The sequence below is a fragment of the Bacteroides hominis genome (assembly GCF_033042785.2).
Classification (GTDB): Bacteria; Bacteroidota; Bacteroidia; order Bacteroidales; family Bacteroidaceae; genus Bacteroides; species Bacteroides hominis.
Genome location: NZ_CP178829.1, coordinates 3669476 through 3684813, shown reverse-complemented (window position 1 = coordinate 3684813; position 15338 = coordinate 3669476). Strand labels below are relative to the sequence as shown.

Genomic DNA, 15338 nt, shown 5'->3' with positions numbered 1-15338 from the left:
CCATTTCGCTAAATAAATCTGTATCAATTGCCTGTTTTACCAGAAATTTGCATTATTTTTGCAGTAACGAAACAGCTGTTTCGGAAACAGCAGTTTCGGAAACAGCAATAAAAAAGGATAAGGATATGAGATTTTTTGACAGGACAGAAGAAATAGCCTCTCTTCGCAAGATTCGCGAAATGGCCAAAAACAATGCTCAGTTTACAGTGGTAACGGGACGTCGCCGTATCGGTAAGACATCACTCGTGTGGAAGGCATACGAGGACGAACCGATTCTCTATTTCTTTGTTGCCCGGAAAGCCGAAGGCGATTTGTGTGAGGATTACCGGCTTGAAATAGAGAACAAGTTGGGAGTCCCAACCATGGGGCGGGCAGAACACTTCACCGATGTGTTCGAGTACCTGATGAAACTTTCGGCAGAACGTCCCATCACACTCTTTATCGACGAGTTCCAGGAGTTTTTCCGTGTGAACAAATCGGTGTTCAGCGATATGCAGCGCATCTGGGATCTATACAGCCCGAAGTCCCGTATTAACCTGATTGTCTGTGGTTCGATTTATTCCATGATGACAAAGATATTCAAGGATAAGAAAGAGCCGTTGTATAACCGGCAGTCGCGCTTTATGACTGTGCGTCCGTTTACCCCAACTGTTCTGAAAGATATTCTTTCGGAATACAACCCCGGCTACACGGCAGAAGATCTGCTGGCCTTGTACGCTTTCACGGGCGGTGTGGCGAAGTATGTACAACTACTCGTGGATGCAGGAGCAACAACCAAAACGACTATGCTCGACCAGATTATAAAGGCCGACTCCATATTTTTGGGCGAGGGTAAAGCGATTCTTATCGAAGAGTTCGGCAAGGATTACGGAATCTATTTCTCCATACTATCGGCCATTGCACGAGGAAAAACATCCCGTTCGGAAATTGAAAACGTGGTAGGCAAGGAAATCGGCGGTTATCTTACCAAGCTGGAGAAAGAATACGAAATCATATCGAAGAAGCAACCGCTGTTCGAGAAGAGTTCCGCCAAGAATGTCCGGTATGTCATCGAGGATAATTTTTTCACGTTCTGGTTCCGCTTCATCTACAAGTACAGCTATATGCTGGAGATAGAGAACTATGGAAGTGTGAAGATGATTATAGGTCGGGATTATGAAACTTTCAGCGGTCTGATGCTTGAACGTTACTTTAAGCGTGTACTGATAGAACGGCAAGTCTATACGCGTATCGGAGGCTGGTGGGACCGCAAGGGTGAGAACGAAATAGACATAGTAACTGAAAACGAACTGGACGATACGGCGACATTTTTCGAAGTCAAACGCAAGGCCGAAAATATCGACATGGAAAAACTGGAAGCGAAAGCAGCCGCTTTCATGCGTGCAACGGGAGAGTTCAAAGGTTATTCCCTGTCATACAAAGGGTTGTCAATGACTGATATGTAGCAATACATATCGGCATAACGTACTAACAGAAGTCACTGATTTAAAAGAACGGGAAGCGAGGAACATACCCTCACTTACCGTTTTTTTCCAAATACTCCTTCATCGCCTCATTTACAATGTCTCTCAATGACATATTCTTCTCAATAGCAAGGAATTTCATACGCGTATGAACACTCTTGTCGATAACGAAATTGCAATGTACCGCAGGCTCTTTTTCAGTTTTAAGCGGTGTGGCTTCCTTCTTTTGCGGAGATTTCTTCGTGGATGACAGCAATCCGTCCAGTCCGCTTTTCATACTGTCTTTCAATAAATCACTCTTGCCCATATTGTCTTATTTTAATTTCAAAACCTCTTGTGCCAAAGCTATATAATCTTTGGCTCCATTGCAGTTCTTATTGTACTCAAAGACGTTCTTTCCCTTTATAGGAGCTTCGGCCAGTGCCACATTGTCCCGTACAATCGTTTTGAACACTTTATCACAGAAAGAGTCATTGATAATTTCAGCTACGCTCTTGTTGAGTGTCTTGCGCTTGTCAAACTGAGTAATAACAATGCCACCAATACTCAGGTTCGGGTTCAGGCGTTCCTTGACAATCTCAATTACGCTTGTAATCTTCGCCATTCCGCGCATGGCGAGGAATTGTGCCTGCACCGGAATAATCAGAAAGTCCGCTGTGGTAAGGGCATTGAGTGTCAGCAAGCCCAGTGAAGGTGGACAGTCAATCAGGATGTAGTCAAACTTCCGACTGTCAAGCAACTTCGTAATCAGTCCTTTCAGTATCAACTCACGTCCCGGCTCGTTTATCAGTTCGGATTCTGCCGCCGACAGGTCGAGACAGGACGGCACAACAGCAAGTCCATTCTCCAGTTCGATAACCGGTAAGGGATATTCACCTCTCATTGCCCCATACACCGTTTGTTCTTCCTCAATGGAGAGACCACACGATTCTGTAAGATTTGCCTGCCCGTCCATGTCAATAGCCAATACACGCTTTTTCTTCTGTCGCAAAGCAGCGGCAAGATTGATGGTGGTAGTTGTCTTGCCAACCCCACCCTTATGATTCAAAACAGCTATAATTTTTGTCATAATTTGATGTCTTTATATGCGATACAAAGATAATACTATTCTTAGTAAATACTATAATTAGTATATACTATTTTACTAAAAAGAGTATTTTAGTATTTACTACTATACTAAAATACTAATAAACTAAATGTAGTAAATACTACTTTCAGTAATAGCTAACTTACTACTTTACTATAATTAGTAAATACTACATTTAGTATTTGTTGTTTTTCAATACTATATGCACATCATCAGAACGGCAAGTCTTCCTTGTCCTCTTGCGGCATAGCTACCGGTGGTACAGGTACATTGCTTGCGGCATCTGTCGGACTCTCTGCTTCTGAAGTTGTACCCTCCCGTTTTCCGGTATTGATGAACTCCAATGTGTCTGCCGTAATGGATAGTTGAATCTGGGAGTTTTCATCTTTATCCTTCCACAGAGAAGCCGATAATGTCCCCTCAATGAGCAATAACCGTCCTTTGGTCAGGTATTCGGATAGCCGAATGTGGTTCTCTTTCTTACTCCGTACCCTTATCCAAGTAGTAACGCTGTTTCCGTGTGAATAGTCATCTACCGCCATATCAAATGCGATGAATGAACCGTGTGTTCCAGTAATAACCTGGCAATCCTTACCAATGCGACCAATTGTGTGAACGTATAACATAATAAATTCTTTTTGTGGCAGGTGGTTAGTCCTACCGTTACCTTAGTTTATCATTTTTTTATTTTCCCTCTATTCGGCCTGTTTGCGACCTCCGGGATGATTTTTTCTGCATCCAAAGGTGGCAGGAACAATCTGGCAAGGCTGAAGAGGAAAAATACGCTCACCAGCGGAGAGGAAGATTTTTGCGCTTCACTTGCGGCTGAATGCCGGCATTGACACGACTGGGACTGGCGATTACCTTTGCGGAAAAATTCAATCCACGGCAGGTTGCACGGCAGCAGAAAAGCGATAAATAGAAGTATATAAAAAAGGAATAGAAAACGCTAAAGCAGGGAATAATAAAACAGGAGAACGGACATGCAGGACTAAGCTCCAAAGACTACCTTGAAACTGTGAATAGTGATATAGTTATATCATTATCCGCAATTTCAAGTCTGTTCGTGTACCCTTTGAAAAATAACTTGACGCACTTTATGTAATGCGCTACACAAAGCGTGTCAGATTTTTCTTGTAGCAGGCTATCAGTCCTTATACAGATGGATATAGAAAAAAATATAAAAGTAACCGACAATAGCTAATGTCAAATACCCCTTGCTCCAATGGCCTGATTAGACTATTAAGTCCATAATCACTTATATGTACTTTTTAGACTCTTTTGAAAGTTCTCGTGAATTTCTATGGTTATTTTGAAAGCAGTATTCTCAAGTCATTTTTATTGATACCCATATATTTGCATATTTTAAACTCACTTATGCCGTCAGATAACATTTCTTGAGCTGCTTTTCTATTCCTTTCATACGCTTCCAGTTTGTCAAAAATGGTATCTGTTAGATAATCTATCCATTCGAAAAAGACCTTTTCCCCTTCTTGAGTACTAAAATCTATTGTACAGGTTTTCGCACACCTCCTATGAAGTATCAGATAATAAATTCCTCCAATCAGATTCGCCATAATAGCTTTAATATTGATTTTCGCCGGTTTAAACAGATTGTCATAAAACGCAATCAAATTTAGATTCATAATATCCCGTGTTTCTGCTGTTCTCTTTGTCGTTTCATTGATAACCGACATTTCATAAAGTAACAACTTTTGCATTACAGTGTTATCAGACAAGTTCCTATAAAGGGTCTTGAATGTTTCCGCAAAAAACTTTTTAGGTCCCAATATGTTCAGGCTGGAAACGTCAATAGCATCATTGATCCAGAAATCATACTGCTTGGCAAGCCTGTCGTAAAGATTGTCCATCGAGCCGTATCTTCTATAAAACACATTAGCTTCTATGTTTGCAGCTTTCATCAATGCACTCAAATTGACATTACCAAAACCATATTCAGCTACAAGCTTTTCAAGTTCGGATATTACCTCCTTGTCTATTTGTTCATTTGTCCTCCTATTTCGAGCTTTCTTTTCTTTCTGTTTCACTATTATATAGTATGTTATAAAAATAAATCTGCAAAAATCAGTAAAAGGAAATATTTTTATTTTAGCTTTCGATAAACTTCTTCTTTTCTGAATTGACGATAATATCCCAAGGTAGGCTGTAAGTATTTATGCAGCTATTCCATTCTCTTTTCATTTGTTTTGATATAGAGCAATTGGGTCTGTTGCAAATATACATTTTTATGCTTTACAAACAATAGACAGAATATAAAAACTACGTTGCCAATAAATTTGCATTTCAATAATAGACGTATTAATTTGCTTATTTATTGCTATATTATGGGAAAAAATCTCCAATTTGAAAAAAAGAACACTTTCTAATATATACCCATTTGAGAACGAAATAGACGGCTTCCGTAAAGGAAGACTCCTCAAAAACAAACCCGCTAAGATAAACAAAATAATGGAATATGGTTTTGACAATGATGGAAGGATTATTTTAGTAATAGAACATATAACGCCAGAAATATGTAACTATTCTTTTGTCAGTTATATCGACTCTAAAATTACTATATATAAGTATGTTGGAGGAATTCCTCTGTTGCAAAATATTACAATGGTAGTTCTATCTAAAACCGAACTTATTGATGCGTTATATAATTTTGGGAAGTATGGCTATAGAATTGACACTTATTTTTGTAACTCTTCAGATGAGATACTCAATGTACATAGAAAAGCAAAAGAGCACACATCTAATCAATTTATTGAATGCGACTTTCTATTTAAGTACAATGATGGGGAATTAAGCACAATTGAGCAGTCTTACACTAATGGATATAGTAAAATTATTTATAGCATTTAAATGTATTGTATAAATTTTGAAGTTATGAAATGAACGTTCAGAACAAGGAAGTTACGTCTATAGGTAAATATGTAAGACATTCATAGTGCGTAGGTGTTCGGTGATTCCCCGAACACCTACCATACGTTTGGAGCTATTGTAGTACTTCTGCCCACTCAGGCATCAAGGACAGTATGAGGATGAAGAAATGGGATTGCATTACAATAGGTTCAGGTACTATTCGCAGGATATGAGGATGTACATTTCTTCTGATTCGATTGGACTGGAGGCTAATAATCCTACTCTGTGTGGGTATGTGCAGGATGTAACCCTGAATGAACAAAAATAGAGGTTGTCTCCTGCTGCTTATATATAAGAATTTAAATTACTATAACTGATATGGATAAAATATATACATGGCTACCATTCTATAAAGAACTATCCGAATGGCTACTTGGAAAACAGAATAACCAGCCAGAGCTTATATCTAAGTTAAAAGAAATCGGTATTACCGGTTTTCGAGATGGCACAGAAAAAGGTAAAGAGATTACATTACAAGAAATAGATCCGTTCACATTCTTGGCGTATCTCAATAAATTTCACTCCGATGAAAGGAGGGTTGAAATCTTACAGGATTTAAGGCGTAAGCTACATTTTAAATGTACAGAACCGACAGATGTATCAGGCATCCCGACAACACATCCAATGAAAGTGCATCTTTTCCCATGGAAGACAATTAGGGGCAACAATGATATAAATGTATTATGGGAATTGTTCGGACAAGTAAAAGGAGGGAAAGTAGATGAACGACTTTTTCAAACTGCATTGAACATTAAAAGTGTCGGAAAGGGAAAGCTCAGCATTGTTCTGTTCTACGCTAATCCAGAAAAATATGTTCCTTTGGATTCCAACACTTCATCGTATCTAAGAAGCAAGAAACTGGGCTACACTTATGATAGTTTTGCATCATATAATGAGTTGTCAGAAAAAATAGTCAAGACTCTTGGGAAACGTCCGTGGGAGATTTCATACGAGGCATATAATTATACACCGGAGAGTGATTCATCAAGTATTGGTAGCATCCGGACTCTATTCGAGAAACTTGAAGACGAATTAGAGGACGATATGGATTACCATATCTTTTATCGAGGACAGTCAGATAAGAGTTTTGGATTGATTCCCTCCATCTATCGAGAGAAATTCTTAATCCAGAATGAAAATAGAATTTTCAGAGATATTATCGCTCAAAGTCCGGCTGATTTCAAAGGGTGTACATCTACCTTTGAGAAGTTGGTCAAGATGCAGCATTACTCCTTGCCGACACGCCTCTTGGATATTACTACAAATCCTTTGGTAGCTCTGTATTTTGCGTGCGAGAATGATGCCGTTGACGGTAAACTGTTCCGATTCGAAGTTCAAACATCGGATATTAAATATTTCGACAGTGATGCTGTCAGTGTCGTTTCTAATATCGCTAAACGCCCAATAGATTTCAGTATCGAAGATTTGAGAGAATTGGATAGGAAGGAGTTCAACTCCGAAGAAGAAATCCAATATCTTCTGCATGAAATTAAGTACGAGAAACCTCATTTCCAAAATGTGATCGACTCAAAGGATATTGAAAGAGTTTTTTGCGTGAAACCTATGTTTGACAATCCTCGCATAATTCGGCAGTCCGGGGCATTTTTCCTTTATGGTATCAATGGCAATAAAAGCCAACCAGCATCACTCAACTTCAGTTACAAAGTGTACATCATCAATAAAGCGCAGAAGCAGAAAATCAGGAAGCAACTTGAAGCCCTCGGCATAGACAAATCAACGTTGTTCCCAGAAGTCGAACACGTGGCCGAGCATATAAAGGACAAATATCATCTGCCTAAATAACCTTTCCCTCATTTAAAAAAAAAACAAGCCGAGCTATTACGCGGATAGCTCGGCTCTCAGCTTGAAAAAATTACATCAAGTCTTAATTTCGTGGTACATCTTGAACTGCAAGCATTTCTCTACTTTGTATACATACTACTTAAAAGGGAGGACAGCCTGTAAGCAGTGTTTCTTCTATCTTGTCGGTTAATAAATTTAATTGATTGCTTGTTAAGTTCAAGGGAAAATTCTATATTTGCGAAATATGATATCCTCCTTCTTGTCTTGAAAGCGGTCTGACTGCTTTAACCAAGGCGAAATGTCTTGGTTTTATAATAAATAATAAGATCAGCATGGCAGAATTAAAGGCAACCGTGTGCTTACAAGGAAAGGATATAGAAGTGATTTCATCACACATTGAATTTAACCGCAAGACAGATAATAAAGGAAGGCCAGTGACAAATGTTATTGGCGGACGTATTACCATAACCGTTGAATCTACCAGAGAAACTACTATTCTTGAAGCAATGGTAAACAGTCCTTTCAAAGCGATAAGCGGCAAGGTGATTTATTACAACACTAAGGATAATTCAATCTTTCGTGTCGTGGAGTTCAAATATGCGTATATCGTATATTACAAAGAGGTTTACAATGTTGACAGGAAACGCCAAATGTATTCCACCATCACATTTTCTGCGGATATTATTATGATAGGAGACGCATATTTAAGCAATCAATGGTAAGACTGACGATTCCTGCAAGCCTTTATTGGATCTTTCAAAGAAGAAACATGAAATTTAGTTGTTTGGATATTATTGTATTAAGAAATATCACTAACTTTGTTCATTGTGGATGTGGTGATAATGGATTTGCAGCGTCGTTTACTATTTCAATATTTAATGTTCTTATTGCTACATTTTTGTTTTCCAATGGAGTTAAAATAGAATTATGTTAATAACAAAGGTATGAATACTTTGATTCTTGATTTTTTAAACAGCTATGCTGATAATACTAATCCTCAGTATGCCGTGATGCTGAAAGGAAAATGGGGATGTGGCAAAACTCATCTTATAAAAGAATGGAAGAAGAGGTTTGATGGAACCGCAGATACCGACGAGGAAATTACGCTAAAGCCCATCTATATTTCGACCTATGGAATGGATAGCGTGAATGACATCAAGACAGCTATAGATAGGGAATTAAATCCTTTCTTCTATTCGAAAACGGGGCGTTTCATAAAGGGAGTTTTGAAATTAGCCGGTAAGGTAGTCTTCAAGACAAGTATGGATTTTAATGAAGACTCTAAAGAGGATGGTTCCTTTTCCGCAACACTGGATTCGTTGTCGTTACTACAAGTGAAAGACGACAGTATAAAAGGTGTAAAGTTTCTGATATTCGATGACATCGAAAGGTGCCTGATAGAGATGAAGGAATTGTTAGGCTTTATCAACTATTTTGTAGAGCATTGTAATTGTCATGTTGTCGTAATTGGAGATGAGAACCACCTTGAAGAACTTCCCAAGGCTGTATTGGATGAGTTTAAGGAAAAGACCATAGGCAGGGAATTTGAAATACAACCTGACATAGAAGAAGCCATCGAATACTTCCTTGGCGAAGTACCGGTATCCGATTATTTGAAAGAAATGCGTGATTTCATTATTGCCTGTTTTAAGTGTACAAAATCCGACAACTTACGGGTTTTGAGACAATGTTTATATGATTTTAAAAGCCACTTAAACAAACTTCCTCCCGAACTGGTTGAAAAGGAGAATATCTTTCTTAAAAATATTCTTGGGTCATTTATTGCAGTGTATGCAGAGTATAATAATAGAGAGAACAAAGAGGTAATTTGTAATTGGAGTAGAGATTGTCGGATTTCACTACTCCAAGATAATAATGAGGATAAGCAAAGGATACAGCATCTAAGGGAAAAATATCACTCTTTAAACAAAGAGTTAATTTATGATGTCTTAAATCCGGAGTATGTTACGGCTATTATACACTATATTATCACAGGTGCTCCACTTGTAGAATTTATTGTTACGGAGATAAGGGATAAGCAAAAAGAATTGAAACCTTGGGAAATGCTATCCGGCTTTTTCGATATGGAGCAGCAAAAACTTGAAAGTATTTGTCAGGACACTATAAAATCCATATTGGATAGAGAGATAAAAGACGCTTATCAACTTGGTTATAGTATTGCGTATCTATCATATTTTCACGCTATTGGCATTTTCTATTTTATACAGGCTTATGTCTCTTTAATAAAAGTAAGAATAGCAGAAATGATTGATAGCCAAACCAGTTTAGAGGAACTTTATCAGTTAAGAGGGCTTTTTATTAGTGGATGTAATTATGTAACCACAGATTCCAGGACCTCAATAACGGATGATATTGTGGACTATTTCTTGCAGAAGATGAAATCAAAGATAAATGAGTTGCCGGATCAAATGCAAAAAGCACTGCGTAATTTGACTGAAGGAACAGTAGAACAACTTATAATCATAGACAGATTGCCTTATCCAGATAAAAGTTGTACATACGAACTTCGTGCTATATTTGCATCTGAAGATGCCAATGCTCTTTTTGATGCTATCTGCAAACTAAGCAATAAAAGTAGAAATACTTTTACGCAATTTCTTGCTTATCATTATAAATTTGACTATGACCTACAAGATGTGGGAGACAGATATAAGGCAGATGTTCCTTGTTTACTCAAGTTAAAAGATTTGGTCGGTAATGAAATCAGTATATCAAAAGGGGTGGATAAACTTGCCTTCATAAGGTTAAAAGATGCCTTGATTGAAGCTATTAGGAGGTGTGAAGGCAAAAATGATACATTGCCACCAATGTAGAAGCTAAAAATGGCGTATCGCAAAAAACGGATATGCGATGAAAGAATATTATCTCTATTTGACTAAAAACAGAAGATATTAATAGCTATAAATGAGAATGGGTGGCGGCGGGGAATCGGGAGGCTATAAAGGGAGGAAGGATGCCATAAAAGAGTAAAGCCGTCGGCAGACCGGAGCGCAAAAAAATCCCTCTGCCCGGTCATCGCGACCATGCAGAGGGAACGGTTAAATTATGATTATGTCAAGCAGCTTCGGCAATAGCTTCGTGTTTGGCAGCCTGTGGTTGTTCGGCCTCTTTCAGACTTTCATCAATCCTGTGCTGGAGTTCCTTGCATTCCTGTTTGAGCCTTGACAGCTCATCAGTCTTGCTCCACTGGCGACAAACGATTTTCTGCAATGTAGGAATTTCGCTTTCTATCCGCTCTACCGCCTTTTGTTGCTTCTCGATAAGAGAGGGCAATTTGCTTAATGCTCCATGCGGATATTGCGCCGACTCAACGAAACCAAGCGGCAGCGCACCGCTTAGGCCGCATCGGTATTTCAACCCACTTATACCCTCTACAAAGAATGTATTGCGGTCAAACGTACCGTCCATATTATACTCGCTATGCACCAACAAGTTCAGTCCTGCATACGTGCCAACTGTGCCATACGCTCCGTTGCGGTAGGTCTTGGCTATATGGTGCAACTCCCGACCAACTTCCTCGGTACTGGCTTGCGGCAAGTTTAAAAGCAGGGTTGCCTTTGCCCCATTATACGAGTTGATGTATTCCAAATCCCTCTTGAAATCGGCCTCAGTACGCTTTGCCTTTTCGACTTCTTCCTGACAGGCAGCTATTTTACGCTCGGCACGGATGCGTTCTTTCTTGAAAATAGCCTGTTCCTTTTCAAGCTGCATAATCTTGTTGTCGAGCTTCGTCTTGTTCAGCAAGTCGTTATTTCCTGACAGAATAGCCACGAACTCGGCGAAGTTCATACCGCTGTCCTCATCCATGCCTCCCTCGTCGATACGGCGCACGGCAATTGTGCCGTTGTTAATTTGATTGATAAACATCTGCTTGTTTTTCAACAGATTAAACTTGTAGGCATCGAGGGTCTTTTCCGTACCATAAATTACGATATCCACCACATTGCCACCCCACAGCTTTACAGTGTTGCCTTTGCGTACTGCCCTGCCGTTTCGTTGTTCCATGTCAGCAGGTCGCCAAGGTATTTCAAGGTGATGCACCGCCACAGCCCTTTGTTGGGCGTTCACACCTGTGCCTAACATGGTCGTACTTCCAAAAAGAACTCGCACCTTGCCGTTATTCATTTCTTCAAACAGCTTTTTTCTTGTCCTCTCGGTAGTGGCGCATTGGATAAACTGTATTTCATCAGCAGGAATACCGAGCCGTACCAACTTTTCTTTGATGTCGGTATATATGTTCCATTCGTTCGGTTTGTATGTACCAAGGTCGCTGAACACGAACTGTGTACCCCGATTGTCATTCGAGCGTATATAGTAGTCATAGATTGTCCTCGCACAGATAGAAGCCTTGTTATCGGCATCATCCTTGAACTTGCAACCCAACAAGCGCATATCAAGAGCCATTTTTCGGGCTACATTGGTCACAACCAACATTTTAGCCTTGTCGAGGTTGTCGGGTTGCGGAACGTCAAGCCCCAAGTCCTCCCACTGGCCGCTACCGGCAAAAGATACCAAGCGTCCTATCATTTCCTCCTGCTCAATTGTCGGGGGATAAGAGAGGAAACGCACGTTCTTCTCAGGCACATCAAGATTTATCATGTCGGCTGTACGGTAATCCGTAATCTCACGCAGGAACATTGCCAGTTCCGGTACTTTGATATAAGTACGAAAACGCTCTTTGCGCTTCACCGAGCCTGTCACGTTCAACTCATAATCTGCCGTTTTCTTTGTGAATATGGCTGCCCACGCATCGAAACAGCTAATCCGTTGCCGTTGAAGCTCCTGCGGACGCAAATACTTGAACATCACATATAGTTCGGTCAGTGCATTTACCACCACTGTACCCGACAGAAACGTAGCCCCAAGGTCACGACCTGTACGAAGTTGGATGTCACGAATGGCGAACAAGAGGTTCATTGCCCTTTGAGAGCCTTTGGTGTTGCCGATACCTGCCACACGGTTATGGCGTGTCTGGAACATTAAGTTCTTGAAAATATGGCACTCATCTACAAAAATATGGTCTATTCCCATTGTGTGGAAGTCCACAGCATCGTCTTTCCGATTATTGATTTTCATACGCAGTTCTTGTAATTTAGCCCCAAGGTTCTGTTTACGCTTTTCTAACCCCTCCTGCATCTTTCCGCTACGGTAACGCATAGTGGACTGCTCCAAAAATTCAAGGTTACGTTCCACATCGGCAAGCTCTTCCGTGAATATATCTATCATGGTCTCTTCTGACTGCGGTATCTTGGCGAACTGGTCGTGCGTGAGTATGATGCAGTCCCAGTTGTTGTTCTTGATTTTTGAAAAGACCTCTTGCCTGTTGGCAGCGGTAAAATCGTCCTTGCCCGGATAGAGAACTTTGGCCGTAGGGTATGCCTTACGGAACGTATCGGCGATTTCGTGTACATTGGCTTTCAGCCCGATAATAAGCGGCTTGTGTGCCAATCCGAGACGTTTCATTTCGTAGGCGGCAACACACATTATCATCGTCTTGCCTGTGCCTACCTCGTGCCAACAGATACCGCCTCCGTTCTGCTTAATCATCCAGATAGCATCTTTCTGTGAGGGATATAGGCTATCATATGGAAATTGCTCGAAAGAGAGCTGCGGAAAGGTTTGTGCCGAACCGTCATAGTGCGGCCTGACATAGCAGTTGAAACGCTCGTTATACACCCTCACCAGCTCGTCCCGAACCTCTATCGGCTGCCTGTCAAGCCAGCAGTTGAAACGGTCTCTAATCTCCTGTATCTTGGTGGCTGCCTCCTGTATGGCTTCCTCGTCCGGTACACGCACCTTATCACCATTGCGGTATATCTCTTTCGTGATTTCAGGTACAGTATCATGCAGGGCATGAACAAACAAATCCCCACCGTCATAGTTACGAACGAAATAGGTGTTGTAAGCCACCGGAGAGTAACTTTGCAGGCGTACTATGTAGGTGTCGTTCACATCGAAATACATTACGCTTGTCTCGGTCTCGAAAAGTTCAGTTGCAAAATCGGCATATAACTTAGTGTCAATCCAACGCTCACCCATGTTAATGTCGAGTTCCTCGTAGGGTATCGCTTCGGGTGTCGCATCCGCCAAAGCCCTTACAGCAGTTTCCGTCCAATCTTTTTCCCTGTCCGTGAGTTCGGATAAGTAAGAACCTATCTCCTTGCATTTGGCTATGACATTGCCTGAAAGGAACTTGCCTTTGTGCTCCCACTCCCCGACAGCAGGATTGTAAAATATTTCACCTTTGAGGTCGCCGATGATTTCTTCCTCGGCACTATCCGTGGACTGCATCAGGTAGTCCATATCAACCCTGCCGTAGAAATTCAAGCTGCTTGCCAACGCTTCAATCGGTGTCAGCCGTTTGTTCGGGTCTATCTTCTTGAACGCCACAGGTTCACGCATGATGTCGGACTTGACTAAATCTTTTCCAAGCTGCATTTCTATTGTAAAGACTTCCACACCGAGGCTGTCAAGCATGATAAACTCCTTGTTGTCGTTCTCGTGGAAACAGCCCCATTTGGCAACAAAGGCATCGTATCGGGCGTTCAGCTCTCTACGCAATCCGTTATCCTCTTTTTGTTCTTCCCTCTCTTTGATTGACAGTTCAAAGTATGCTTTGCGTATAGGAAAATAGTCTTTCGCCCTATCTGTATTGACCTTACCCTCGTCCACCGGCACAAAATCAATGGCTACCTCTTGATAAAGACTTGATTTTCGATATTGGATAGTACCCACCTGGCCCTCAAACAGTACCATTGCGCCGTCTTTCATCCATGCTTCCACCCCATCCGTGTAGGCTCGTTTACCTTTTTCTACTTGTTTCATCGCTACATTCCCGAAAAGGGACATTTGCATATGTTCGCTGCCCTGTCCGTTCCCTGTGAAAAGACTTTTGCGGAAATATCGGCCAAAGTCGAGTTTCAGCAGTGCGGCGAGATATTGCGACATGGCATTTTCATTTCCCTGCCATTGGTATTTGCGCACATATTTTCCGTATTGGTTCTGCACAATGCGGCTACCTGTTGCAAGGGTGGTTTTCGGCATGGTAAACAATTTGTTGGCGTATTCGGTCATTGTGCCTATGGCGTCCGCCTTTTCCCTGCCTACTTGTAAAAACAGTTGTTCCCGTTGTGAGAGTACCGTCTTGTGCGTGTGCTTTTGGAATATCAGCAGGTCACTGCCTACCTCTATACCGCTTGTCTGCATGAAAAGCATATCGGGCAGACGGATTGCACTTATCAGGTCGGCATGATTTACAAGATATTCACGCACGAACTTGTTACCGGGCGTGTCGGCTATGCCCCTCGATGTGATGAAAGCCAATAACCCACCCTCATTCAACAACTCCATCGCTTTGACAAAAAAGTAGTTGTGTATGGTCTTGGTGGCCTGTTCGTACATACCGCCTTTCTTCCACAGCTCCGCATCGAATACCCGGAAATTGCCAAACGGGATGTTGGAGGCTATGACATCGAAAGTTGTATGCTCAAAACCTTGTTCTCCAATGGTTTCAAATGCAGCCGTCCGTGTTAGCGTGTTCTCATGGAGCAGGGAAAGTATCATCCCCGAAATGAGATCTTTCTCAATGGCATAGTCATACGTGCCGGACATGGCTATGGGCAGAAAACCGCCTATACCTGCACTCGGTTCGAGAAATGAACGCATTTTGAGGCCGTTTTCGCTGAACGTGGCGTGTATCTGCCGCACCACTGCATCAACAAGGAATTTAGGAGTGTAAAATGCTGTCAGTACAGATGCTTTGATACCCTCTATGACATTGTGTCGCATGGGTTCTGTGAAATGAGGGTAAGCATTGATTAACTCCTGCAATCTTTGTATCGGTTCTTGCATATCACCACTTATGGGCTTGTCCGTACCTATATTCAACACTTCTTTGATACCCCCGAAACCAGAATATCGGGATAAAATTTCTTTTTCTTCCGCAGTGGCCTGCCTGCCTTGAACTTGGATTTTCATTGCCGTTTCTATGGCTTCCACGTTCGCTACCAATGATTTCAATTTGTTGTAACTCATAA

The 15338-nt window shown here is 41.2% G+C and carries 10 protein-coding genes and 1 pseudogene; 6 read left to right on the top strand and 5 right to left on the bottom strand.

The annotated features are described in order from the left end of the window. Positions 1-125: 125 nt before the first annotated feature. Complete coding sequence (locus R3O62_RS15460) at positions 126-1445, top strand: ATP-binding protein (RefSeq protein ID WP_117833881.1); 1320 nt, start codon at positions 126-128, stop codon at positions 1443-1445. A 70-nt stretch (positions 1446-1515) separates the two neighbouring features. Here the strand turns inward: R3O62_RS15460 and R3O62_RS15455 are convergent, their stop codons facing one another. The 4 genes from R3O62_RS15455 to R3O62_RS15440 all read right to left on the bottom strand — a co-directional run bounded on the left by R3O62_RS15455 (position 1516) and on the right by R3O62_RS15440 (position 4598). Next, positions 1516-1770: a hypothetical protein gene (locus R3O62_RS15455; RefSeq protein ID WP_004310159.1), complete on the bottom strand. Its 255-nt coding sequence runs from the start codon at positions 1768-1770 to the stop codon at positions 1516-1518. 6 nt (positions 1771-1776) lie between these two features. Further along, on the bottom strand, positions 1777-2532 hold the full coding sequence (locus R3O62_RS15450) for a ParA family protein (RefSeq protein WP_117833880.1): 756 nt from the start codon (positions 2530-2532) through the stop codon (positions 1777-1779). A 230-nt stretch (positions 2533-2762) separates the two neighbouring features. Then, positions 2763-3176, bottom strand: a complete 414-nt coding sequence (locus R3O62_RS15445) for a single-stranded DNA-binding protein (RefSeq protein ID WP_008776221.1) — start codon at positions 3174-3176, stop codon at positions 2763-2765. 681 nt (positions 3177-3857) lie between these two features. After that, positions 3858-4598, bottom strand: coding sequence for a TetR/AcrR family transcriptional regulator (locus tag R3O62_RS15440; protein ID WP_008776219.1), 741 nt, complete (start codon positions 4596-4598; stop codon positions 3858-3860). A gap of 316 nt (positions 4599-4914) precedes the next feature. Between R3O62_RS15440 and R3O62_RS15435 the strand changes: the two genes are divergently transcribed. The 5 genes and pseudogenes from R3O62_RS15435 to R3O62_RS15415 all read left to right on the top strand — a co-directional run bounded on the left by R3O62_RS15435 (position 4915) and on the right by R3O62_RS15415 (position 10115). Then, on the top strand, positions 4915-5418 hold the full coding sequence (locus R3O62_RS15435) for a hypothetical protein (RefSeq protein WP_317472550.1): 504 nt from the start codon (positions 4915-4917) through the stop codon (positions 5416-5418). A 163-nt stretch (positions 5419-5581) separates the two neighbouring features. Further along, positions 5582-5746: pseudogene (locus R3O62_RS15430) on the top strand (RHS repeat-associated core domain-containing protein); the annotation flags it as partial. Between the two features lie 50 nt (positions 5747-5796). Next, on the top strand, positions 5797-7281 hold the full coding sequence (locus R3O62_RS15425; protein ID WP_117833912.1) for an FRG domain-containing protein: 1485 nt from the start codon (positions 5797-5799) through the stop codon (positions 7279-7281). 332 nt (positions 7282-7613) lie between these two features. Continuing rightward, a complete protein-coding gene (gene tssD, locus R3O62_RS15420) occupies positions 7614-8003 on the top strand; it encodes a type VI secretion system tube protein TssD (protein WP_004308665.1) in 390 nt (129 codons plus the stop codon). A gap of 222 nt (positions 8004-8225) precedes the next feature. Beyond that, on the top strand, positions 8226-10115 hold the full coding sequence (locus R3O62_RS15415) for a P-loop NTPase fold protein (protein ID WP_117833913.1): 1890 nt from the start codon (positions 8226-8228) through the stop codon (positions 10113-10115). A gap of 241 nt (positions 10116-10356) precedes the next feature. Here the strand turns inward: R3O62_RS15415 and R3O62_RS15410 are convergent, their stop codons facing one another. After that, on the bottom strand, positions 10357-15336 hold the full coding sequence (locus R3O62_RS15410) for an N-6 DNA methylase (protein WP_117833914.1): 4980 nt from the start codon (positions 15334-15336) through the stop codon (positions 10357-10359). Positions 15337-15338 lie beyond the last annotated feature (2 nt).